Source organism: Clostridium sp. LIBA-8841, assembly GCF_057782475.1.
On record NZ_CM173488.1, the window covers coordinates 1,426,842 to 1,450,558 of the forward strand.

The 23,717-nt window shown below is 26.1% G+C and carries 14 protein-coding genes; 11 read left to right on the top strand and 3 right to left on the bottom strand.

Going from position 1 to position 23,717, the window contains the following annotated elements:
* Positions 1-199: 199 nt before the first annotated feature.
* The 7 genes from AC2A4K_RS06175 (at position 200) to AC2A4K_RS06205 (ending at position 18,638) form a co-directional block, all read left to right on the top strand.
* The gene (locus AC2A4K_RS06175) at positions 200-3,097 is read left to right on the top strand and encodes a DEAD/DEAH box helicase (RefSeq protein ID WP_322503840.1); all 2,898 of its coding nucleotides are present in this window, start codon (positions 200-202) and stop codon (positions 3,095-3,097) included.
* Positions 3,098-3,239: 142 nt separating this feature from the next.
* The gene (locus AC2A4K_RS06180) at positions 3,240-5,219 is read left to right on the top strand and encodes a tetratricopeptide repeat protein (protein ID WP_322503839.1); all 1,980 of its coding nucleotides are present in this window, start codon (positions 3,240-3,242) and stop codon (positions 5,217-5,219) included.
* Between the two features lie 394 nt (positions 5,220-5,613).
* Entirely contained in the window at positions 5,614-8,370 is a 2,757-nt protein-coding gene (locus AC2A4K_RS06185) for a type I restriction endonuclease subunit R (protein WP_322503838.1), read from the top strand.
* A 215-nt stretch (positions 8,371-8,585) separates the two neighbouring features.
* Complete coding sequence (locus AC2A4K_RS06190; RefSeq protein WP_322503837.1) at positions 8,586-10,130, top strand: type I restriction-modification system subunit M; 1,545 nt, start codon at positions 8,586-8,588, stop codon at positions 10,128-10,130.
* Positions 10,131-10,141: 11 nt separating this feature from the next.
* Complete coding sequence (locus AC2A4K_RS06195; protein WP_322503836.1) at positions 10,142-11,326, top strand: restriction endonuclease subunit S; 1,185 nt, start codon at positions 10,142-10,144, stop codon at positions 11,324-11,326.
* A 95-nt stretch (positions 11,327-11,421) separates the two neighbouring features.
* Positions 11,422-15,117 carry an nSTAND3 domain-containing NTPase gene (locus AC2A4K_RS06200; protein WP_322503835.1) on the top strand — a complete coding sequence of 1,232 codons (3,696 nt, stop codon included), beginning with the start codon at positions 11,422-11,424 and terminating at the stop codon, positions 15,115-15,117.
* 188 nt (positions 15,118-15,305) lie between these two features.
* Entirely contained in the window at positions 15,306-18,638 is a 3,333-nt protein-coding gene (locus tag AC2A4K_RS06205) for a tetratricopeptide repeat protein (protein WP_488458845.1), read from the top strand.
* A 168-nt stretch (positions 18,639-18,806) separates the two neighbouring features.
* On the opposite strand, the gene AC2A4K_RS06210 is transcribed toward AC2A4K_RS06205, so the two are convergent.
* Together AC2A4K_RS06210 and AC2A4K_RS06215 are read right to left on the bottom strand one after the other, a co-directional pair.
* On the bottom strand, positions 18,807-19,139 hold the full coding sequence (locus AC2A4K_RS06210; protein WP_322503820.1) for an ImmA/IrrE family metallo-endopeptidase: 333 nt from the start codon (positions 19,137-19,139) through the stop codon (positions 18,807-18,809).
* A 127-nt stretch (positions 19,140-19,266) separates the two neighbouring features.
* On the bottom strand, positions 19,267-19,767 hold the full coding sequence (locus AC2A4K_RS06215; protein ID WP_488458846.1) for a helix-turn-helix domain-containing protein: 501 nt from the start codon (positions 19,765-19,767) through the stop codon (positions 19,267-19,269).
* Positions 19,768-20,388: 621 nt separating this feature from the next.
* Between AC2A4K_RS06215 and AC2A4K_RS06220 the strand changes: the two genes are divergently transcribed.
* Positions 20,389-20,982, top strand: a complete 594-nt coding sequence (locus tag AC2A4K_RS06220) for a sigma-70 family RNA polymerase sigma factor (protein WP_322503818.1) — start codon at positions 20,389-20,391, stop codon at positions 20,980-20,982.
* Between the two features lie 219 nt (positions 20,983-21,201).
* On the opposite strand, the gene AC2A4K_RS06225 is transcribed toward AC2A4K_RS06220, so the two are convergent.
* Complete coding sequence (locus tag AC2A4K_RS06225) at positions 21,202-21,630, bottom strand: DUF4829 domain-containing protein (RefSeq protein ID WP_322503817.1); 429 nt, start codon at positions 21,628-21,630, stop codon at positions 21,202-21,204.
* Between the two features lie 662 nt (positions 21,631-22,292).
* On the opposite strand from AC2A4K_RS06225, the gene AC2A4K_RS06230 reads away from it, so the two are divergent.
* The 3 genes from AC2A4K_RS06230 to AC2A4K_RS06240 all read left to right on the top strand — a co-directional run bounded on the left by AC2A4K_RS06230 (position 22,293) and on the right by AC2A4K_RS06240 (position 23,650).
* Positions 22,293-22,502: a helix-turn-helix transcriptional regulator gene (locus AC2A4K_RS06230; protein ID WP_322503816.1), complete on the top strand. Its 210-nt coding sequence runs from the start codon at positions 22,293-22,295 to the stop codon at positions 22,500-22,502.
* Entirely contained in the window at positions 22,495-23,001 is a 507-nt protein-coding gene (locus AC2A4K_RS06235) for a DUF3278 domain-containing protein (RefSeq protein WP_322503815.1), read from the top strand. Before AC2A4K_RS06230 ends, AC2A4K_RS06235 begins: the two co-directional genes overlap by 8 nt.
* A gap of 376 nt (positions 23,002-23,377) precedes the next feature.
* Positions 23,378-23,650, top strand: coding sequence for a hypothetical protein (locus AC2A4K_RS06240; protein WP_322503814.1), 273 nt, complete (start codon positions 23,378-23,380; stop codon positions 23,648-23,650).
* Positions 23,651-23,717: the final 67 nt, after the last annotated feature.

Genomic DNA, 23,717 nt, shown 5'->3' on the forward strand with positions numbered 1-23,717 from the left:
GAGATAAAATTAGAGAATTTATTAGTTATAAAATAGTTTAATAATTACTAACTATTAAATGGAAATAAAATTGTTTTAATGCTAAAATAAAACAGTAAATACAAATATAGAAAGTGTTTATTGAGGTAAGTTTTTATTAGAATAATTGATATTTACTAGGTTAAATATATTTATATATTATTAAATTAGGAGCATTAGAATGAGCGTATTACAGGATATAAAGGAAAAAGTTATACATAATGAAATAGAAGCAGATGAAATAAATTATAAAGGCATCAATGAAGATAAATATCTTATTAAGAACAGACTTATTGTTAATTCACAAAGAGGAAATCTTTTAGCGGAACTTAAGCAAAGTCTAAGTGAGTGTAAGAGTTTTTATTTTAGTGTTGCCTTTATTAATTTTAGTGGGCTTCAACTTCTTTTAGATTCTTTTAAGGATTTAGAGGAAAGAGGAGTTAAAGGAAAGATAATAACTTCTACATATTTAAACTTTACTGAGCCAAAGGCTTTAGATAAGGTAAGAAGTTTTGAGAATATAGATTTAAAGATTTTTATTGCTGATAGTGAGAAGGGGTTTCACACTAAGGCGTACATATTTGAAAATGAGGATAATTTTAAGATTATAATTGGTTCATCTAACATAACTCAAAGGGCTTTAAAGAGCAATGTTGAGTGGAATGTTATGATTATTTCTAAGAAGGATACTGATTTTGTTAAGGAAGTACTAGAAGAATATGATGGCATATGGAATTCAACTGGATATGTTGATGATGAGTTTTTAGAGAAATACAATGAGTTTATTAAAAGCCTTAAAGTGAAACAGAGAGAAATAGCTGTTGATTTTAGTGAGTATCAAGTTATAAAGCCTAATTTCATGCAAAAAGAAGCTATGGAAAACCTTGAAAGATTAAGAAATACTGGAGAGGATAAGGCTTTAGTCATTGCAGCAACTGGAACAGGAAAGACTTATATGTCAGCCTTTGATGTTATGGCATTTAATCCTAAAAGGTTATTATTCTTAGTTCATAGGGAAGATATTTTAAGAAGTGCTGAGAGAACTTATAAAAGTTTATGTAAGAACAAAAATATAACCATGGGATTTTACACAGGGAATGCAAAGGAACAGGAAGCTGATTATTTATTTTCTACTATTCAAACTATGTCTAGAAATTTAGAAGAGTTTAAGAGGGATGATTTTGACTACATAGTTATAGATGAGGCGCATCATAGTACAAGCCCTACATATGAGAGAATATTAAATCATTTTACTACTAAGTTTTTACTTGGTATAACTGCAACTCCTGAGAGATGTGATACTGGAGATATTTTTCAGGTCTTTGATAACAATGTAGCTTTAGAGATTAGATTAAATGAGGCTTTGGAGCATGAACTTATTGTTCCATTTCATTACTTTGGAATAACTGATATAGATTCAGTTGACTATAGCAATGTTGATTTAGACAATATTTCAGAGATTTCTAAGAGGTTAATGATTAACTCAAGAGTTGATTTTATTATAGACAAGATGAATTTCTATGGCTTTGATGGAAGCAAGCAAAAAACAGTGGGATTTTGTATAACTAAGGAACATGCTTACTACATGGCAGAGAAGTTTAATGAAGCTGGAATTCCTAGTATAGCTTTAACTGGAGATCATTCCATAGATAAGAGAACAGAAGAGATAAAAAATCTTGAAAATGAGGAACATGAATTAAAGGTTATATTTACAGTTGATATATTTAATGAAGGTGTTGATATTCCTTCAATTAATCAGGTGCTAATGCTTAGACCTACTAATTCACCAATCATATTTATACAACAGCTTGGAAGAGGATTAAGAAAGCATAAAAGCAAAGAATTTTTAACTGTTTTAGATTTTATAGGAAATCATAACAAGGCCTTTTTAATAGCCTTAGCCTTAAAGGGTGGTAGATATTATGATAAGGATAGTTTAAAGGTTTCAGTTGCTACAGACTTTTCTGATATTCCAGGATGTTCAAATATTCAGATGGATAGAATTGCACAGGAGAGAATATTACAGCAGCTTAATACAGAGAATTTCAATAGCTTAAAGTATTTAAATGAAGAATATAATGAGTTTAAATCTTTACTAGGTGGAAAAATTCCATATCAGTTAATGGATTATGTTAAGTTTGATGGAGCTCCAGATCCACTTAAGTTTATTAACTATGGAAAGACTTATCAAGGATTTCTTAAGAAGGTAGAAAAAGCTTATGAAACTCCAGAGCTTTTAGATGAAAATTTTGCTAAAGTGTTAAAGGAATTATCAGATAAATTACCTTTAAAAAGACCTCATGAATTTGCAATAATAAAGGAATTAATAAATAAAAGTGAGTTAAGTGTGGATGAGGCTTCAAAGGGAATAAGAAAGTATATTCAATATGTAGATGAAGAGACAGTTAAACATGCTTTTAGAACATTAAACCAAGATTATTATGATTCAAGAGAAAAGAACAATTATATTAAGTTATTTGATCTAATTGGAGAGAAATTAATAAAACTATTAAGTTTTGAAAAGATATTGGCAGATAAAAAGTATAAGGAAATAATAGTGGATTTATTAAATTATGGACTTATAACTTATGAGAAGAGATTTGGTAGTGAAAACTTTGGAGTACCATTCTTTAAACTATATGAGCAATATCAAATGGTAGATGCTGCAATTCTATCTAATTATGAGAAAAAACATAGTTCCTTTAGAGGAAGTGGATTAATGGCAAATGGAAAAGAGTACTTCCTTTTTGTAGACTTGCATAAGGATGAAGATATAAAGGATAGCATTAACTATAAGGATGAATTCCTAAGTAGAACCTTGTTCCAATGGGAAACACCAAATAGTACAGCACAAACATCTGAAAGAGGAAAAAACATAATATTCAATAAGGAAAGAGGAATTAACCTACATCTTTTCGTTAGAAAGTATAAGGAGATAGATAGAAAGGTACAGCCTTATATCTATATAGGAAAAGGTGATGTAGTTAAGTATGAAGGGGAGAAACCAATAACAGTTGAGATAGAACTTCATAATAAGGTTCCAGAGAATTTATATGTGGAATTTACTAAGAAGATTTAATTAAATAAAAGTTAAGTTGATATTAACCTTTATTTAATGAGATTAGAACAAGCTTATTAATAAACATATAAATATACTATAAAAAGTTTATTTTTAATAAATATTATATAAATGTAGATTTTAGTTTGAAAGGAATGGAAATATGGACAATGTTATAAATTATATAATAGAGCAAAAGGAGTGGATATTTTCTGGAATAGGACTTACAGTTATAGGCGTTACTTATAAGATAATAAAGTATCTATTTATACATAAGAAAGAAAAAAATATAGATAATTTACAGAACAATGAGGGGATTTATAATGGTAAGATAAGTGGAAGAAATAATACTATAAATAATACTATAAATTTTACTTCTCCAATTAATGAGGTTAATAATTCTGTTGATATATTAAAAGAGGCAAATGGTCTTTACGAAAAAAAAAATTATAAGGAAGCGTTAAATCAATATAAAAATGTCTTGAAAAAAATTTCGAGTGAATCTGATCCAGATATTTATACATATACCAAAAATAGTATTGGTTGCACTTACATCAGACTATCAGAGGCAACTGATAAAGAAGAAAATCTTAATAAAGCCGAGCAAGCATTAATCGATGCGATAACAGTATATTCAGATAAAAATAATAAAAAATTTATTTCTGCTTTAAATAATCTTGGATTAACATATCTTAGGCTATCTGAAATAAGAGAAAAAGAAGAAAATTTACTAAAAGCATTAAGTATGTATTCTGATGCAATGAGTGTAGATATGACAGATATAACTTTATCTGAACATATTGCAAATAGTCACTCATTAGGGCTTGTATATTTAGGACTTTCCAAACTAGAGAACACTGAAGTTTATTTAAATAAAGCTATAGAGTGTTTTAAAACTAGTTTAGACTACTATACTATTACTAAATATCCAATTGAATATGCAGCAACATGTCATAATTTGGGTGTAGCATATTTGAGTTTGTCAGAAGTCAAAGATACTATAATAAATATAAGTAAATCTAAAAAATATCTTGAAAAGGCTTTGGAGTATTATACAATTGAAAGATGTCCTATTGAATTTTGTTCCACTAAAAATAATCTTGGAATTGCTTATCAAATAGCTTATGATATTGATGGCAAAGAATTTAATATATATATAGCTATAAATTCGTATTTAGAAGCATTAAAAATTATAACTATAGATAATGATCCAGTTAAGTATGGCTCAATACAAAATAATCTTGGAATAGCTTATGAAAAACTTTCTAGGTTGATAGATAAAGATAAAAATTTAAATAATGCTAAAGTTGCATATAACGAATCATTAAGAGTTAGAAGTATTATAAAGTATCCTTTAGATTATGCAATTTGTAATATAAACTTAGGTACATTATATCTAAGATTATATGAAGGTGATGATAAATATGAATATCTATTAGAATCAATAAATTCTAGCAAGGAAGCATTAAAAGTTTTTACAATAGATAAGTATTCTATTAGTTATGCACAAGCTAAACACAATCAAGGAGTGGCATATATGGAGTTATCTAAGTATGTAGCTGATAAAGAGTCTTGTTTAGAAGAATCTATTAAATGTTTAAATGAAGCTTTAAAAGTAAGAAGTATTAAACTATATCCATTAGATTTTGCTTCAACCCAAAATAGTATTGGAAATGCATATAATTATTTATCTAAGATTAAAGATTCAAGTACAAATATTAATAAAGCGATTGAAGCTCTTAAATTAGCTTTAAAAATTAGAACTATTGATGAAACACCTATTGATTATGCAACAACTGAAGCTAATCTTGGTGCAGCTTATTTTCAGTTGTCAGAAAGTAAGGATAAGAAAAATAATGTTTTGAAAGCTATTGAGTCATTTAATAATGCATTAAAAATACGTACTAAAGAAGGTTTGCCTATAGATTATGCTATTACTAAGCTAAACTTAGGTGCTGCATATTTTTCACTTTCTGAGGTTGATAACAGTAGTGAGAGTATAGAAAAGTCAAAAAAATGTTATATAGAGGCCTTAGAGATATTTAAATTATATAACTTTAAACATTATGAAAAACAAGTAACATATAATTTGAATCTTTGCATTAAACTAGAAAAAAAGATACATGTAGCAGTTGCTAAATAATTAATACATACTTAAGGAATGAGTATATAAAGTTACTTTGTTAAATATATTAACTGTTTTTTAATATATAATTACTAAGAGATAATAAGATTAGAATAATTCTGTTTTTTATATCTTAGTAATTTTTTTATTATAAACATTATTAATTATATAATAAAGATTTTGAATATATTTAAATGAAAGTTATATATTAACTTATAATTTAGCATTACATGATGATAGATTAATACAGTGAAAAATAAAAAAATACATTTTCCATAAACAAACATTATTGTTATAATATAATTATACAAATAGATACTAAATACTTTAAAGTTTGCTTAGATTTTAAAGTAATGGTAAATAAAAAGAAATGTAAGTTTAAATAGATTACAGGGGAGAGAGTTTTTTAATAATGACTTATCAAAGCGAACATGAATTAGAAGAATTATTAATTAATCAATTAGTTGAGCAAGGCTACACAAGAGTTACTATACCTGATGAATCAGCTTTAGAGGCAAACTTTAGGGATGTTTTATATGAGTTCAACAAAGATAAATTAGCAGGTGTAGCTTTTACAGATAAAGAATTTGAGAGAATACTTATTCATTTAAAGAAGAAGAGTATTTTTAATAGTGCTAAGCTTTTTAGGGACAAGTTCATTCTTGAGAGAGAGGATGGAACTAAGGTTTACATAGAGTTTTTTGATAGTAAGAATTGGCACAACAACATATTCCAAGTTACTAATCAGGTAACTATGGAAAGTAAGTATGTTAATAGATATGATGTTACCATACTTATTAATGGATTACCTATGGTTCAGATTGAGTTAAAGAGAAGGGGTAAGGACTTTAAGGAGGCCTTTAATCAAATAGAAAGATATAGAAGACATTCTTTTAAGGGTTTATATAGATATATCCAATGTTTCGTTATTAGTAATGGTATTGATACTAAGTACTATTCTAATAGTGATAAGGATATTAAGTTTGATTTTACTTTTTTCTGGAGTGATGAAAAGAATAAGAGAATAACTAACCTTAGAGAATTTGCTGAATCATTCTTAGATAGACATATGTTAAATAAGGTTATAGCTAAGTATATGATTATTAATGAGAGCGAAAAAAATCTTATGGTTATGAGACCTTATCAGATATATGCTGTTGAAGCTTTAATGAATAGAGCTAAGGAAACTAATAACAACGGATATATTTGGCATACTACAGGATCAGGAAAGACTTTAACTTCTTTTAAGGCAAGTCAGCTTTTAGCAGATGAAAAGAATGTTAAAAAGGTATTTTTCCTAATAGATAGAAAAGACTTAGATAGCCAAACTGTTGAGGAATTTAACAAGTTTGAAAAGGATTGTGTTGATACAACTGACAATGTTGGAACTTTAATAAAACAGATAGAGGATATAAACACAAGACTTATTGTAACGACAATACAAAAGTTAGCTAGACTTTTAAAATCAGAAAAATATGCACATAGAATGGATAAGTATAGAGATGAGAAAGTTGTATTCATAATAGATGAGTGCCATAGATCTCAATTTGGAGAGATGCATACAGCTATAAACAAGCATTTTACTAAAGCTCAATACTTTGGATTCACAGGAACACCAAGACTTCCAGAAAATAAGAGCCAAGATGGAAGAACTACAGCAGATATTTTTGATAAATGCTTACATCATTATTTAATTAAAGATGCCATTAATGATGGTAACGTGCTTGGATTTTCTGTTGAATATATAAAAACATTTGATGGACAGGTTAATGAGTATGATGATGAATTTATAAAGGCTATAGATAAAGAAGAAGTCTTTATGAATGATGAGCGTATAGAGAAAATTACTGCACACATAATAGAGAATCATGATAAAAAGACAGCAGGAAGAAAGTTCTGTTCACTTTTAACAGTTCAGAGCATTCCAATGCTTATAAAATATTATGATGCTTTTAAAGCTTTAGACCATGATTTAAAAATAGCAGCAGTTTATACATTCCAAGATAATGAGGATTTAAGTGGAAAAGATGAACATTCAAGGGATAGCCTTGAGAGAATCATAAGTGATTATAACAATATGTTTAAAGCGGAAGGATCAAACTTCTCAACTGATACTTTCCAAGAATATTTTAAGAACCTATCAACAAAGCTTAAAAATTCAGAGTTAGATATAGTTATAGTCGTAAATATGTTTTTAACAGGATTTGATAGTAAACCACTTAACACTCTTTATGTAGATAGAAACTTAAACTATCATGGACTTGTACAAGCATATTCAAGAACTAACAGAATATTAGATGCTACAAAACCTTATGGTAATGTAGTTTGTTATAGAAATTTAAAAAAGGAAACAGATGATGCTATATGCTTATTCTCACAAACTGATAGTACAGATGTAGTATTAATGGAAAGCTTTGACCATTATTTAAATCTGTTCCAAGAAAAGCTTAATAGATTATATGAGGTGGCACCAACAATAGATTCTATTGATTACATGCAAGATGAAGTTGAAAAGAAAGAGTTTGTAGAAGCTTTTAGAGAACTAACTAAACAATTAACTAAGCTTAAGACCTTCGTTGAATTTGAGTTTGATGAAGGAAAATTAGGAATATCATCTCAAAAATATGAAGACTATAAGAGTAAATACTTTACTATATATGAAGGAGTCAAAGGTAAACCTAAAACTTCTATATTAGTAGATATAGACTTTGGCATAGAGCTTATGCAAACAGATAAGATAAATGTTAACTATATACTAAACTTAATAAGAACTATAGATTTTGATACAAAAGAGAAAACTAAGAAGGATATAGAAAAAATCAAGAGATTATTAGATAATGCTGATAATGAGAACCTAAGACTTAAATCAGAATTAATTAGAGAATTCTTAGATAAAGTCGTACCAAGTGCAACAAAGGATGATTCTATAGATGAAATGTTTAATGATTTTGTAGAGTCAAAAAGAGTAGATGAAATAGAATATTTCTCAAATGAAGTTGAGTTAGATAAGCTTAAAGTTAAAGAATATGTTTCAGAATATGAATATTCAGGAAGAATTGATAGTTCTGAAATAAAGGATAACTTAAGTGGAGGTCTTTTAAAGAAGAAGAAACTTGCAGAAAAGATAAAAATGTTTATAGTTAATCATGTAAAGAAATTTAATTTTTAATATAGATATGTTTTAATTAGGTATGATTTTAGAGAGAGTCATACCTAATTAATTTTTCAAAGAGTAGTTTATATTAGCTATTGTAAATAATGAAGATATAGGTGTTAACTAAGATTGAATTATCCTTTTATATGAAACAAAAACTAATTTAAAATATAGTATTTATTAAGTATAATAGTATAAGAAAAAGTTATATGGAAAGCAGGGAAGACAGAATGAGTACATCAGAAATACAAAAGGAACAGCAAAGTAATTTGCAAAGTAATTTATTGAATATAGCAAATGATTTAAGAGGAAACATGGATGCTAGTGAGTTTAAAAACTACATACTAGGTCTTATATTCTATAGATATCTTTCAGAGAATGCAGAAAGTAGAGCCAACAAGCTTTTAGAAGAAGATGGCATGAAATATGAAGAAGCTTGGGAAGATGAAGAATACAGAGAAGCACTTCAAGAAGAGTTAATAAATGATGTAGGATACTTCATTGAGCCTAAGTTCTTATTTGGTAAACTTTTAGCAAAGATAGAAACTGGTGATTTTGATATAGAAATGCTAGAGGAAGCTATAAATAACATAACTGAATCTACATTAGGACAAGAAAGTGAAGAGGACTTTGACCATCTTTTTGATGATATGGATTTAAAATCAACTAAGCTTGGTAAAGATGTTAAGAGTAGGAGTGAGCTAATAGCTAAGGTTATGGGAAAAATAGCTCAAATAGATTTTAAATTTGATAATAGTGAAATAGATATACTTGGAGATGCTTATGAGTATCTTATAGGACAGTTTGCAGCTAATGCAGGTAAGAAAGCAGGAGAGTTCTATACACCTCAGCAGGTTTCTAAGATATTAGCTAAGATAGTTACAATGGGAAAAACTGACCTTAAAAATGTATATGACCCAACATGTGGATCAGGTTCACTACTACTTCGTGTTGCAAGAGAAGCAAAGGTTAGAATGTTCTATGGACAAGAGAAAACTTCAACAACATACAACCTAGCAAGAATGAACATGCTTCTTCATGGAGTTAAATATAGTGATTTCAATATTAAGAATGATGATACCCTAGAAAATCCACAACATGAAGATTTAAAATTTGAAGCAATAGTTGCTAACCCTCCATACTCAGCAAACTGGAGTGCAGATGCTAAGTTTTTAGATGATGAAAGATTTTCAGCTTATGGAAAACTAGCTCCAAAATCTAAGGCTGACTTTGCATTCATACAACATATGATACATCATTTAGATGATAATGGAACAATGGCAGTTGTACTTCCTCATGGAGTATTATTCAGAGGAGCAGCAGAGGGAGTTATAAGAAAATATCTTATAGAACAAAGAAATGTTTTAGATGCAGTAATTGGATTACCAGCAAACATATTCTTTGGAACATCAATCCCAACAGTAATACTTGTATTCAAAAAGAATAGAAAAAATACTGAAGATATAATGTTCATAGATGCATCAAATGAATTTGAAAAAGGTAAAAACCAAAATGTATTAAGAGATAGTGATGTAGAAAAGATAGTAGAAACATACAAAAATAGAGAAAATGTAGATAAATATGCGTATGTAGCTACTATGGAAGAAATAAAAGAAAATGACTATAACTTAAACATTCCAAGATATGTAGATACCTTTGAGGAAGAAGAAGAAATAGATATAATAGAAGTTCAAAATAATATAAAAGAACTTGATAAAGAAATAGAAGAACTAAAGAAAAGTCTAGAAGCAGACTTAAAAGAATTAGGTCTTTAGGGGGTACAGGGATGAGTAAGAATGTACCAAAGTTAAGATTTAAAGGGTTTGAAGATGAATGGAAAAAATATAAAGCTGATGATTTATTTATAAATATATCAGATAAAAAACATAATGGAGAATTAAATGTATTATCTGTAACGCAAGATAAAGGTGTATTATTAAGAGAAGAGTTGGAAATAGACATTAAGTTTGATGTTGAAAGTGTAAAAAATTATAAGAGAGTTAAAGCAGGAGATTTTATAATTAGCTTGAGATCTTTTCAAGGGGGATTTGAAATATCAAATCAAGAAGGCTTAATAAGTCCAGCATATACAGTTTTTAACTTTAAAGACTCAGAAAAATTTAATTCTAAATATTTTTCATATATTTTTAAGAGTAGCCGTTTTATAAAAAAATTAGCTGGGTTAATATATGGGGTAAGAGATGGAAAAGCTATTAGTTTTACAGATTTTAAAACAATGACATTTTTTTGCCCATCATTAGAAGAACAAGAAAAAATAGCAAATTTCTTAAGTAAAGTAGATAGTATAATAGAAAAACAAGAAAAGAAAGTAGAATATTGGAACTCTTATAAAAAAGGAATGATGCAGAAAATATTCTCACAAAAGATAAGATTTAAAGATGAGAACGGGAGAGATTATCCTGAGTGGGAAGAGAAAAAACTCGGAAGTGTATGTTCAATGTTTTCAGGTGGTACTCCTGCATCTAAAAATAAAATGTACTATGATGGAGATATTCCTTTTATAAGATCGGCTGAGATAAATTTATGTACAACTGAATTAAAACTATCAGAGCTTGGTTTGAAAAATTCATCTGCTAAAATGGTGGATAAGGGAGACTTATTATATGCTTTATATGGTGCTACTAGTGGTGAGGTTGGTATAGCTAGAATGAAAGGAGCAATAAATCAGGCTATTTTATGTATTAAAAGCAAAGAAATAATAAATTGCTATTTATTAAATTTATTACGATATAATAAAGAAAAAATAATAGAAACATATATTCAAGGAGGGCAGGGAAATTTATCAGCAGCTATTATTAAAGAGCTAAGTTTTAATTTTCCTTGTTTGGTTGAACAAAATAGAATTGCTAAGTTTTTATCTAATATAGATAATATAATAGAAAAAGAAAATCAAAAATTAGAAGAATTAAGAAAATGGAAAAAAGGATTATTACAACAGATGTTTGTGTAAATTTTCTTTTAATATAATCTCTTTGCTTATAAAATTATAGGTAGAGAGATTTTTATTTATCAATTAAAACTTATTAATAAAATTTAGGAGAGGTTATGAGTAAGATAAATGCAATTGAACAAGCTATTATGGGTTTAGGTGGTGGAGACTATCAAAAACTTATGGATAGTTATCTATATAAGAAATATAAATATGAAAATATAACAACATTAGGATCTCAGACGGGAACCAATAAGCCTACAAAAGGTATTCCAGATTCCTATGTTAAGCTTGAGAATGGTAAGTATATTTTTATAATGTATGGAACAGTTGAAAGTACTTCATATGAAAAGCTTAAAAAGGATATACTGTCATGTGTTGATAAAAATAAAGTAAATATTGAAATAGATAAAATAGAAGAAATTATATGTTGCCATACATCAACTAATATACATGTTGAACAAAAAGAAACATTAGAAAATTTAATACCAGAAGTAAAAATAACTTTAATTGATATTAGTACGGTTTCACATGATTTATTAGAAAGATTTCCTATAATAGCAAAGGATCATTTATCTATAGAAATTGATTCAGGACAATTTTTTGAGATAGATGATTTTATAGAAAAATATGATAAAAGTGACATAAATGCGTCTATAGGAATGGACTTAATAGGAAGAGTTGAAGAGTTAAATGATTTAGTTAGTAAAATTCAAAATAATAATATTATGCTTGTTATTGGAAAATCTGGTATAGGAAAAACAAGATTAGTTATAGAGGCTTGTAGGAAATATAGTGAAATTACTAATACAAAGGTATATTGTATTAAAAATAATAGTAATATGCTTTATGAAGACTTAAAGTACTATATTTCAGGTTCTGGTGAATATTTAATATTTGTAGATGATGCTAATCAAACTACAGAATTACAACATATAATAGATAAAGTCATAGATCCTCCAGTAAATTGTAAAGTTAAAGTTATAATGACCGTTAGGGAGTATGCTATAGATAGAGTAAGAGAAATTACTTCAAAAAAGGCAAGGTTAGAAGAGTTTAAAATAGATATTTTAAGTGATGAAGTTATAAAAGAAATACTTAAAAAAAATCTTGGAATTAAAAATGAAAAATATCTTGAACAAATTATAAAGATAGCAAAAGGAAATGCTAGATTAGCTATATTATCTGGAAAAATAGCTAAAGAAAAAGATATATATTCAATATATGATTCTGTTGATATATTTGAAAATTATTATGGAGACATAATAAAAAAAGAGTTTGGTGAAAAAAATAAGATAATTTCAGCTTTTATTATTGCATCATTTGGACCAATTAAATATAAAGAAAATACTGTTGCAACAAAACTATTGGAAGAATGTGATATATCAGAAAGTGAATTCAATTTAATATGCGAAGAATTACATGATAAAGAACTTATTGATATATATATGGATAAAGCAACGAAAATAAATGACCAAAATATAAGGGACTATTTATTTTATTATGTTCTAATAGAAAAGAAATATATTACTCTAGAGAAAATTATAGAATATGCTTTCTTTAGATATAAAAGAAAGATTGTTTATATGATTAATACGATTCTTCAACTTTTTAATGGAGATGGTGTTTTAGAATATTTTAAAGATGAAGTGACGAAAGCATGGAACAGAGTTAATGATGATAGAGAAAATTTAGAATATGCTAAAACATTTTATTGGTTTAATGAAGAAAAAACATTAATGTATATTCAAGAGAAAATTGATAATATGGAAAATGAAGATTTTTCATTAAAAGATTTTAATTTTGAAGATAAAAATAATAATAAAATAGACTCAGAAATAATAGAGCTTTTAGGTGCTTTTAAGCATTGTGAGAACTTTGAGGATGCACTATATTTAAGTTTAGAGTTATTCAATAAAAAGCCTAAAAATGTAATGGATTTTTATTTCTTATTTTCAGATAGGTTATGTTATGATAAACAATCTTTTAGCTTAAATTATGAGAAAGAATTAGAGATTATTAAATGTTTATGGGAAGCATCAGGAGAAGGTGAAAATATCAATTTAACTTTATTACTTTTAAATATAATTCCTACATATTTAAAATTTGATTTTACTAGACTTGAAGGAGTTAACCAAAGAACATTTAATCAAATAAGCATGAATTTAATTGCTTGTGATGGGTTAGAAAAATTAAGAGGAGAAATATGGATCATACTAGGAACTTTATATTTAAATCAAGATTATCAAAAAAATATAAATGAAATTTTATTAAAATATAAACCTTATTCTAATTTTGAAGATGAGATTGAAAATATATTTAAATTAGATTTTAAATATATAAAAGATTTTATATTTAGTAAGTTTATTAATTTAACTTTTAAACAAGCTAAAATATTAAAGTGTTTTGAAAAGCAAATAATTAGATTTAATCTTAAAGAAAACAAGGATTTATTTAATTACAATGAATGTAGAGAGTTTGTTATATATAATACATTAACAGGAAATAATTATGAAGATTATGAAACTATGATAAAAAATAGAAGTAATGAAATTTATAATTTAGTTAAAAATTATAATGAAGATGGTTTTATAGAGTTTTTTAGAAATTTAAGTAATCTTTCAATTAAAAATAGTCATGAAAGTTTCAAGCTAGGTGAAGGAATTAAAATATTATTTCAAAAAATTGAAGATAAAAAAGAATTAAGTATATTTGCTATAAAGGCCTATTTTAAATTTAAAGTAAAAAATTTATATTGTATAGATAACATAATAGCTATAGCATTTAAATATATGAAGTTAGAAGAAATAGAAGCATTGATAAATAGTTATAATTATGAAAATAAAGGATCTTTATTTTACAAGTATCTTATTAATATTCCAGAGAGATTAATAGAAGAAAGACATTGTAATTCTATAAAAAGTGTATGTTTAGAGTTTATAAGAAAAGAAAATTTTTTTATGCCTAATATAAGAGAGTTAAAAGTATTTTTAAAAATTGATTCTAACTTGATTACAGATATTTCAAGAATACTACTTGATAATAAGGTAAATAGAATTGATGTAGCTTATTTCTTAAAAAGTTATTTTGATCTTAATGATCAAGAAGAAATTGTAGAAATGTTCAATGGTAATCTTGATTTGTTAGAAAAATTATATATTTATGGATTTGGAAATGAATTTGATTATGAAGGGAATTTATTTATTTTCTTAATAAATAATGGTAGTAAGAACTTTTTAGAGGAGTTAATAATTAATATATTAGAATCTGATTGTGTTAATTATTATGGGGAAATATTTAAAAGGTTATGGAGCGAAAAGAGTTATAACGAGTTAGTAACTATAGCATTTAAAATAATAGTAGAATCTGAAAAGGAACATTATTATTGTGGTGTTGAACATACCTGGTTAGGAAATCTTTTTATAGATGATGATAATGAGGAAAGAAAAATAGATTGGATTAAAAATTATATTAATAATTTTTATGAAGATAAAGAAAAAATAAGATTAATTTTTAAGATTATTGTAGAAATATTTAGTAATAATTGTATAGAATTTATATTATATTTCCTTGAAAGAAATAAAGATATAGAAGATTTTAAAAATATAGAACTATTTTCTAGTTCGTATTCATGGTCTGGAAGTGAAGTTCCTTTAATAGAGAAGAAAATTGACTTTTTAAAAGAATTAAAAGGTTCTTTAAAAGTCGGCGTTATTAAGCATAAACATTATTTAAAGAAATTAATTGATGAAAAAGAAGAATATAAAAAAGATATATTGTTAAGAGAATATATTGAGTATAGTGATTTTTAACAATTAAATGATAAACATTAAAAGCTAAGAGTAAACTTATGGTTATTCTTAGCTTTTTTATTATGTATAATTTGATTTATTAGGTAATTTATGTATAATTAAAATGTGATTAATTTGATATAATGGAAGTATTTCTTAATTAAAAATAGGTTATTCAACTTATTTAAGGTTAGAAAATGGAGGAACATATGAAAAATTGTGATGTGAATAGAAATAAAGAAAATAATGTTGATATAGAAAAAAATTTACCTAACAATAAAAGTGGATTTTGTTTAGTTGAAGATATTTTTAAAAAAGGAAATGAATATTATGATAAAGAAGAATATGATGATGCAATAAAGAAGTATGAGGAAGTATTAAAACTAAAATGTGAAGATGAGTTAAAAGTGAAAATTTATGAAAATTTAGGTAACTTGTATTATAATAAAGGAGAATATGATGAGGCAATAAAAAAGTATGAAAAAGTATTAAATCTAGAAGGTAAAGAAGAAAAAAAATCAGAAATTTATAATAAAATAGGTAACTCATATTATTATAAAAAAGAATATGAAGAAGCAATAAAAAAGTATGAAGAAGCATTAAAGCTAAAATGTACAGGTGAGTTAAGAGCAATTATTTATAATAATAAAGGTAACTCATATTATTATAAAGGAAAATATGAAGAAGCAACAAAAGAATATGAAGAAGCGTTAAGGTTGGAAGATAATGAGGAAAAGAAAGCAGAAATTTATAATAATAAAGGTAACTCATATTATTATAAAGGAAAATATGAAGAAGCAATAAGAGAATATGAAGAAGCATTAAAGCTAAAATGTACAGATGAGTTAAAAGCAATTGTTTATAATAATAAAGGTAACTCATATTATTATAAAGGAGAATATGAGGAAGCAGTAGCAGAATATAAAGAGGCATTAAAGTTAGAAGATAAAGAGGAAAAGAGAGCTGAAATTTATAATTATATAAGTGATGCATACTTTAGTAAAGGAAAATATGAAGAAGCAATAAAAGAATATGAAGAAGCATTAAAGTTAAAATGTACAGATGAATTAAGAGTAGAAATTTATAATAAAATTGGTAACTCATATTACAGTAAAGGAGAATATGAGGAAGCAATAAAAAAATATGAAGAAGCATTAAATCTAAAATGTACAGATGAGTTAAGAGCAACGATTTATAATAATATTGGGAATTCATATCATAATAAGGGAGAATATGAAGAAGCAATAAAAGAATATGAAGAAGCATTAAAGTTAAAATGTACAGATGAATTAAGAGTAGAAATTTATAATAAAATTGGTAACTCATATTACAGTAAAGGAGAATATGAGGAAGCAATAAAAAAATATGAAGAAGCATTAAATCTAAAATGTACAGATGAGTTAAGAGCAACGATTTATAATAATATTGGGAATTCATATCATAATAAGGGAGAATATGAAGAAGCAATAAAAGAATATGAAGAAGCATTAAATCTAAAATGTACAGATGAGTTAAGAGCAACGATTTATAATAATATTGGTAGCTCATTTTATTATAAAGGAGAATACGAAGAGGCAATAAAAAAATATGAAGAAGCATTAAATCTAAAATGTACATATGATTTAAGAATAACAATTTATGAAAATATTGGCAATTCATATTATGAAAAAGGAGAATATGAAGAAGCAATAAAAGAATATAAAGAAGTATTAAAGCTAGAATGTAATGATAAGGTGATGACAGAAATTTACAATAAAATAGGTAACTCATATAATAATAAAGGAGAATACGAAGAGGCAATAAAAGAATATAAAGAAGCATTAAAATTAGAATGTACAGATCAATTAAAAACAATAATTTATAATAATATAGGTAATTCATACTTTAATAATGAAGACTTTAAAGAAGCAATAAGAGAATATAAAGAAGCATTAAAATTAGAACTTACAGATCAATTAAAAGCAACAATTTATAATAGTATAGGTAATTCATACTTTCTTAAAGGCCAATATAAAGAAGCAATAGACGAATACCAAAAAGTATTAAAGTTAGAAAATAAAGAAGAAAAAAGAGTAGAAATTTATAATAATATAGGTAATTCATATTTCAACAATGGAGAGTATAAAGAAGCAATAAACGAATATAAAGAAGCTTTAAAGTTAAAGTGTAATGACGAGTTGAGAGCAGAAGTTTATAATAATATAGGTAATTCATACTTTCTTAAAGGAAAACATAAAGAAGCAATAGAGGTATATGAGAAATCAATAGAAATTTTTAAAAAAATATTAAAATCACAAAGTTTAGATAATAATCAAGTAGTTTATTTTAATTTAAGCCAAATATATAATTTAATATATAATATTAGAACTGATGATAAATATTTAAACGAAGCTAATAAGTATTTAGTTAAGGCTAATGATAATAAGTTTTATGAATATATAGAAAAAATGAATTTTAAAAGTGATATAAAATTAAAGATATATAAACTCTTTAATAAAGTAATAGGTTTGAGAGATAGTATGATTTATAAAGAAGATAAGGATGTTGGTCATTATACTAAAATTGGTACATTAAAACATTTAGTAAAGCCCAATATAGAAAATTCGGATATAAATGAAGCAAAGCTAAGATTAAACAATGTTGCCTATATGAATGATCCTACAGAGGGAGAGGTTTTTATTGAATTACTTTTAACAAAAGTTAGGGAAGATGAAAAGTTAAAATATGCTAAAGAATTTATAAAAAATTTATATATTACTAAAAGTGATACTAATAGAGAGATATTAAATCGTAAGAGTAGTGTCTTTTTAACAAGTTTTTCAGAGGCTATTGATACTTCACTTCCTATGTGGGTCCAGTATAGTGATGATGGACAAGGCTGTTGTATTACTATAAAGTCAAGTTTTTTTGACAAAGAAGAAAAATCTTCACTTAGTGACTCGTTTAAAGTTACTAAGATTAAAAAGTCAGAAAAATTAGTTTATACTATTAGTAAGAGTGATATAGGTGATATCAGTGGTTTAGCTAAATATTACTCTAGTAATAATTTGAAACTTTTAACAGACTTTTCTGATACGCCTTATTATGAAAAGAGTAAAGAAGATGAGTGTTATTGTTTATATAAGATACAATATCTAGAATATAATAACGATGGATATTATATAGCTGAAGATAAAGAGGAAAGGTTTAAAGATTTAGTAGAATCTTTATGTGACTTAAGAGAGGATATAGATTTCAATCCTGACCTAAAACCAATTATTCAAAATATTTTAGATCAAATAAGGTTTTTGTTTAAAGATAAAAATTATGAGCATGAAAAAGAGTTAAGATTAATTAAATTTGAGAATAATGGTAAAGTTCAATATACTGGTGAAAATGAAGGTTTTGTAGTACCACATGTTTATATTGAAATGGATAAAGAATTAGAAGTAGAAGAGGTTATTTTAGGACCTAAAGCTAAAAATCCTACGGAAATATCTACATATTTATATTATACAGATAAAGTTAAACAAGTATCAAAATCAAAAATTAAATATAAATAAAATTATTTAAAAACTCCTTGTCTTAAAATTAGTTAGTATTTTTAGGACAAGGAATTTTTAATTATTAAAGGGAATTTAAGAATCTAACATAACCTCAACCAACTCCAAAGGTGGCTCCAAGAGATTAGCCATTTTCTAAGCAATTTTCTTATTATACTTTTATACTATCTAATCTGATATAAGTAAGTGCGCTGCAAAGATTCTAGCATATTTTTCAAAGTCATCCTTTGGTTCCAATAAAGCATCAGTTACAACATGTATCTCTTCCTTCGGATGAATCAAAAGATAGCCTAGTTCATGGGCGCAGACAAGCCTTTTTGTTTTTAGCGAACAACTCTTATTTAGGTGTATAAACCTTTGTCTTTTATAGGTATGAGAATACCCATATATATCACCTAGATCTTCTTCTAGGAGCACGATTCCCATTGCTAATGTTATTTCTAATGGATCCCTTAATCCATACTTTTCTACTAATTGGTTTGCTAATTTTTTTATATTCATATATAGTGGATTGCACCAACTAAACTCCTGATTAAATTTTATGAGTTTTGATGCAAGCCATTCACCTACCTTTCAATATTTTAATGATGAAAGGATAGTGGTGTAATAGGCTTAATTGATTTTTTTATTAGCTACTTGGTTTAGAAGAAAATTTGTTTTTGGCAATTAGCTTTGCCATTTTCATTGAATGTTCTAAGCTTTCTTTAAAAGCTTTTCTTGTTTCAGCATCTAAAATTACCCCTTCAAAGGCTATGTCCTTTTCAAGATTCTCTAGGTTGTTTAGGGTTTTCTCTAAATCTGTTTTTATGTTTAGAGTTTCCTTTTTTGAAAGAGAACCAGTTGCATAAGGAACATTTGAATCATTATGAATTATATGTTTTTCAACAATTACATTTTCAGAAAGCTCTTCAATTTCTTCAAAGCTTTCTTCTTCTAATTCTTCCTTAAGAGGTTTTAGATAATAATCTTCTTCTAGTAGGGTATCATCAAAAAATGACTTTAAATCAAGCTTTAGAGAGGATGCTAATGCCTCAATAGTATCAAAGCTTGGGTTATACCTGTTATGCTCTATGTCTGAGAGATATGAGCGAGATATACCTGTCATTTCAGCCAATGCCTTTTGAGTCAATTTTCTCTTCTTTCGTAGTTTTTGTAGCCTATAACCAATAAACATAAGCCAATTCCCTCTTTTATATTAAGTTTTTATCTGATTAAGATTATCTTGATTTTGGATAGAGATACAGGACCATAAATAAGGGCTTAAGATATCTTTAAATCAAGATAAGTTAAAACAGAGATTTATTTTAAAGTTTTATTATGGTTTAACTAAATTTTGAACTTAGAATATTTAAAGCTATGAAGACTTTATTCCAAGTTTATATATTCTATTTTGGAATTTTGAAAATATTAAAATTTATGTAGCGTAATAATAGTATTTTAGAATAATTTTATGAGGTATTTTAATATAATTATGGTTTTTGGGCGGAGTTTGGCCATACTTTGGTCGTACTGGACGGACTTTTCCTATTTATATAGTATAGGAAAAAATATAAATTACAATATAGATAAAAATAATTTTTATATGTATACAATTATATAAAATAGGAAAAAGTCGGACCTTTTTAAGAAAAGTCTGCCTAAAGTGAGTTATATCAAGCTTTGAAGAGGTGGACAGATATTAAAAAGTCCGTCCAAATTATTAAAAAATCCGTCCATAATATAAAAATATAAAGTTTAGGGGATAGAGTTTATGAATAAAGAAATGGTTGATCTTTTATTAATATATAGTAAAAAAGGAAATAAAGAAGCGATGGAAAAGCTTTTTGAGATTCACAAAGGATTGATATATAAGTATTCAACTAAGTATTTCATAAAGGGTTATGACAGGAAAGATTTAGAGCAGATAGCATGGATTGAATTCATAAATGGAGTGAAAAAGTATGATGGAAAGTTTGAAATAGATTTTGTGGCATTTATAACTATACTCTTAAGAAATAAATATGGAAGTATGCTAAAGAAAAAAGAGTCCATTTTAAATTTTTCTAGTCTAGATACACCTATCGGAGAAGATATTACAATAAAAGATACCTTAGAAGATGATTTTTCAATGGGAATTCATTTTGAGAATAGAGAAGAGCATGAAGCATTAATTAATGCTATGAGCTCCTTAAGTGAAGAAGAAAGAGCCTTTATCTTATACATTAATGAGGAGAGAGGAAACATGCAAAAGTATTATGAGAAACATAAGGATAAAATGAGCTTTAATGCTGTTAGATATAAGAAGAAAAAGATTATGGACAAGCTCCAAAAGGGATTTAAGGATAGAGGAATAAAAATAATTTAGCATAGATATTTACCGTATTTAGAAAATCAAAACTATATAATAAGAAAGTCCTTGTTTATTAGCAAATGCTTATAGACAAGGACTTTTTATATTTGGCAAATGATGATTTAAAGAAAACTTACAAATAGTATGAAGAGTATGTTTAGAAATTCTTTGAGTATATTTGTAAGTTTTTATTACTTTATATATTTTTATAAGGTAACATTTTATAATAGCTTTCTAATAACCTGAATCATCAATTTTCCAATTACTTGTTTTATCTTTTCTTATTAATACCCATTGAAAATCTGTATATGTTGTATCAGGAACTAAAGTTGGATTATCACCTGAATCATCAACATAGAAGTTTGAAAATAGAACAATAACATTTTCTGCTTTAGCACCATTTACTGAACCACGTCCATATTCTAAGTAATCATTAACCCAACTATTAGATTTTTTCTCATCATACCATATTTTTTCAAGTGTACAAGCTGGAAAATCAAAACCTTTTTTCACACGATTTATAGCAGAATCTATTTCTTCTTTAGAAAATTTAGTGGACTCACTAACTTCAATTGAAAGATCCTTAGATATTTTGCTCATATTACAGGCAACTAAGGAACCAATTAACAAGACACAACAGAAACACATAATAAGTTTTTTCATATATAAATACCCCTTTATTCTATAAGTTCTAAATAATAAAAACTAGTTACTGTTATTATACTGTATGAAGTTATCCCATACTCAATAGGTTAACAATATTATAATTATATTTTAACGAATTATGATAAAATATCATTAAGATACTTAATTTTATAAAAGGATTTATAGAAATATCTTTGTTTTAAAATAGTGTTGATTTTTAGAGAAAACTTATTATTAAGTTAGGTTTTAAGGAACAGTAAAAATTAATCTTACTTAAATAAAATAACTAGGGGGAAAGTAGATTGGTAAAAAATTTTTTTGTGTAGTTACAGTATGTTTTTTTATGGAATTTTTATTTGATTCAATAGATCAAATTATGATAAATAGCGAATTTTTTAGGAATATGAATTTATACTATATTAGTACATTTTTTAATGTTTTTTTAGTTGTAATCCTTATAGGGTATTATTCATATCTTTATAAAAAATATGAAAAGTAATTATAATATTGAAAATCAATGAAATATATTAAAATAAATTTTGGTAGTAGTTTTTAAACAGGTGGGTTCAAATTCATGAATCCACCTTTTTTATATGTGTCATATATATTTGACACATATAAAGATAAATGGTATTATTTTCTTGCAGTCACATATATATGACATGAATTGGGGGGAAGAGATGAATAATATAAAAAAATATAGGCTTTTAGCTGGTATGTCTCAATTAGAACTTTCAAAAAAGGTTGGAGTTGCAAGACAAACTATAAATTTAATTGAAAACCAAAAATATAATCCATCTCTAGATTTATGTATTAAAATTGCCAAAACTTTAGGAACTGATTTAAATACATTATTTTGGGTTAATGAGGAGGAAAAAGAGGATGAGTAAATTAGCAAAAACACTTCAAAAACATTACATAGGATATACAGGTGAAAGAGATGAATATCAACAGAGAGTTATTTCTGAAATCTTAGCAACAGCAAACATATATTTATCATATCTTCTTATAATTGCTTTGGTAGGAAGTTTAATATTTGATGGAATTAATCATAGTTTATCCTTTGGAACAGTAGCCTTAACATTATTGCAGGTTATAAATTCATGTTATATTTCAGAAAAAATTAGAAAGAGTGGCGTTGATGAAACTGAATTTTATGATGATAAAAGCTATAGTATGCAAATAAAAAAATTAAAAGGACAGTGTATTATAGGATCAATTCAGTGGGGAATTTTTGTTTTTTCTGTAAGTTGTTATATTTGGCCTTGGATTTTAGGGGAAGCCATTAATATAGATTTATCTAAGGTTATCATTTGGACTGTTACTTCAATTATTTTTGGAACCGGATTATACAGTATGGGAAAATCAAAGATAAAAAGAGTTTATTAGTTTAGGGATTATTAAGTGAAGAGTTAAAGGTAATTAAATATATAGTAAGAAAAAGTACTTGTTTATTGGCAAAAGCTGATTGCAAGTACTTTTATTATTTTCAGAAAGTATATATTAATTCAGAAAGTTATACTATAAAACTTCCAAGCAGATATCCATCAACCTCTCTTTTAGTCTTGAAAAAAGATAAAATTTATACTATAGAACTTTCAAACACTATAAGAGCATCTTGTTAATTAGTAGAATTTTAATGAAGTTTAAAAGTAGTATCTACTTAAAAGAAAGTTAATAATGGGACAGAGATTTTAATTTGAATATTACCCTACATGATGTAAAATATAATCATATATACAATTTATTGTTATAGGGATTTGTGATGAGCGAAAAAATAAAAGGAGATAGCTCTGCTGCTATATTAAGAAAACTCAAACTATCAATTCTTATAATATTCATTTCAGCATTCTTTGCATTTATTACACCATTTTCTCAAACAAGTACTGCAACTGGATTTTATATGACAGGGACAGTATTAATAGGAAGCAAAGTTGGAGTGTTTATAGTGGGAATATTATTTATGGTTTCATTATATAGAGCATTAAAATTTATACTGACATCAATAGATATATTACTAGAAAAGAAAAATGACTAGTAAGTTTAGTTAATTAAAGATATTTCAAAGTAGAAAATTTTACAAAGTAATTTTATTAAAGGAGAGA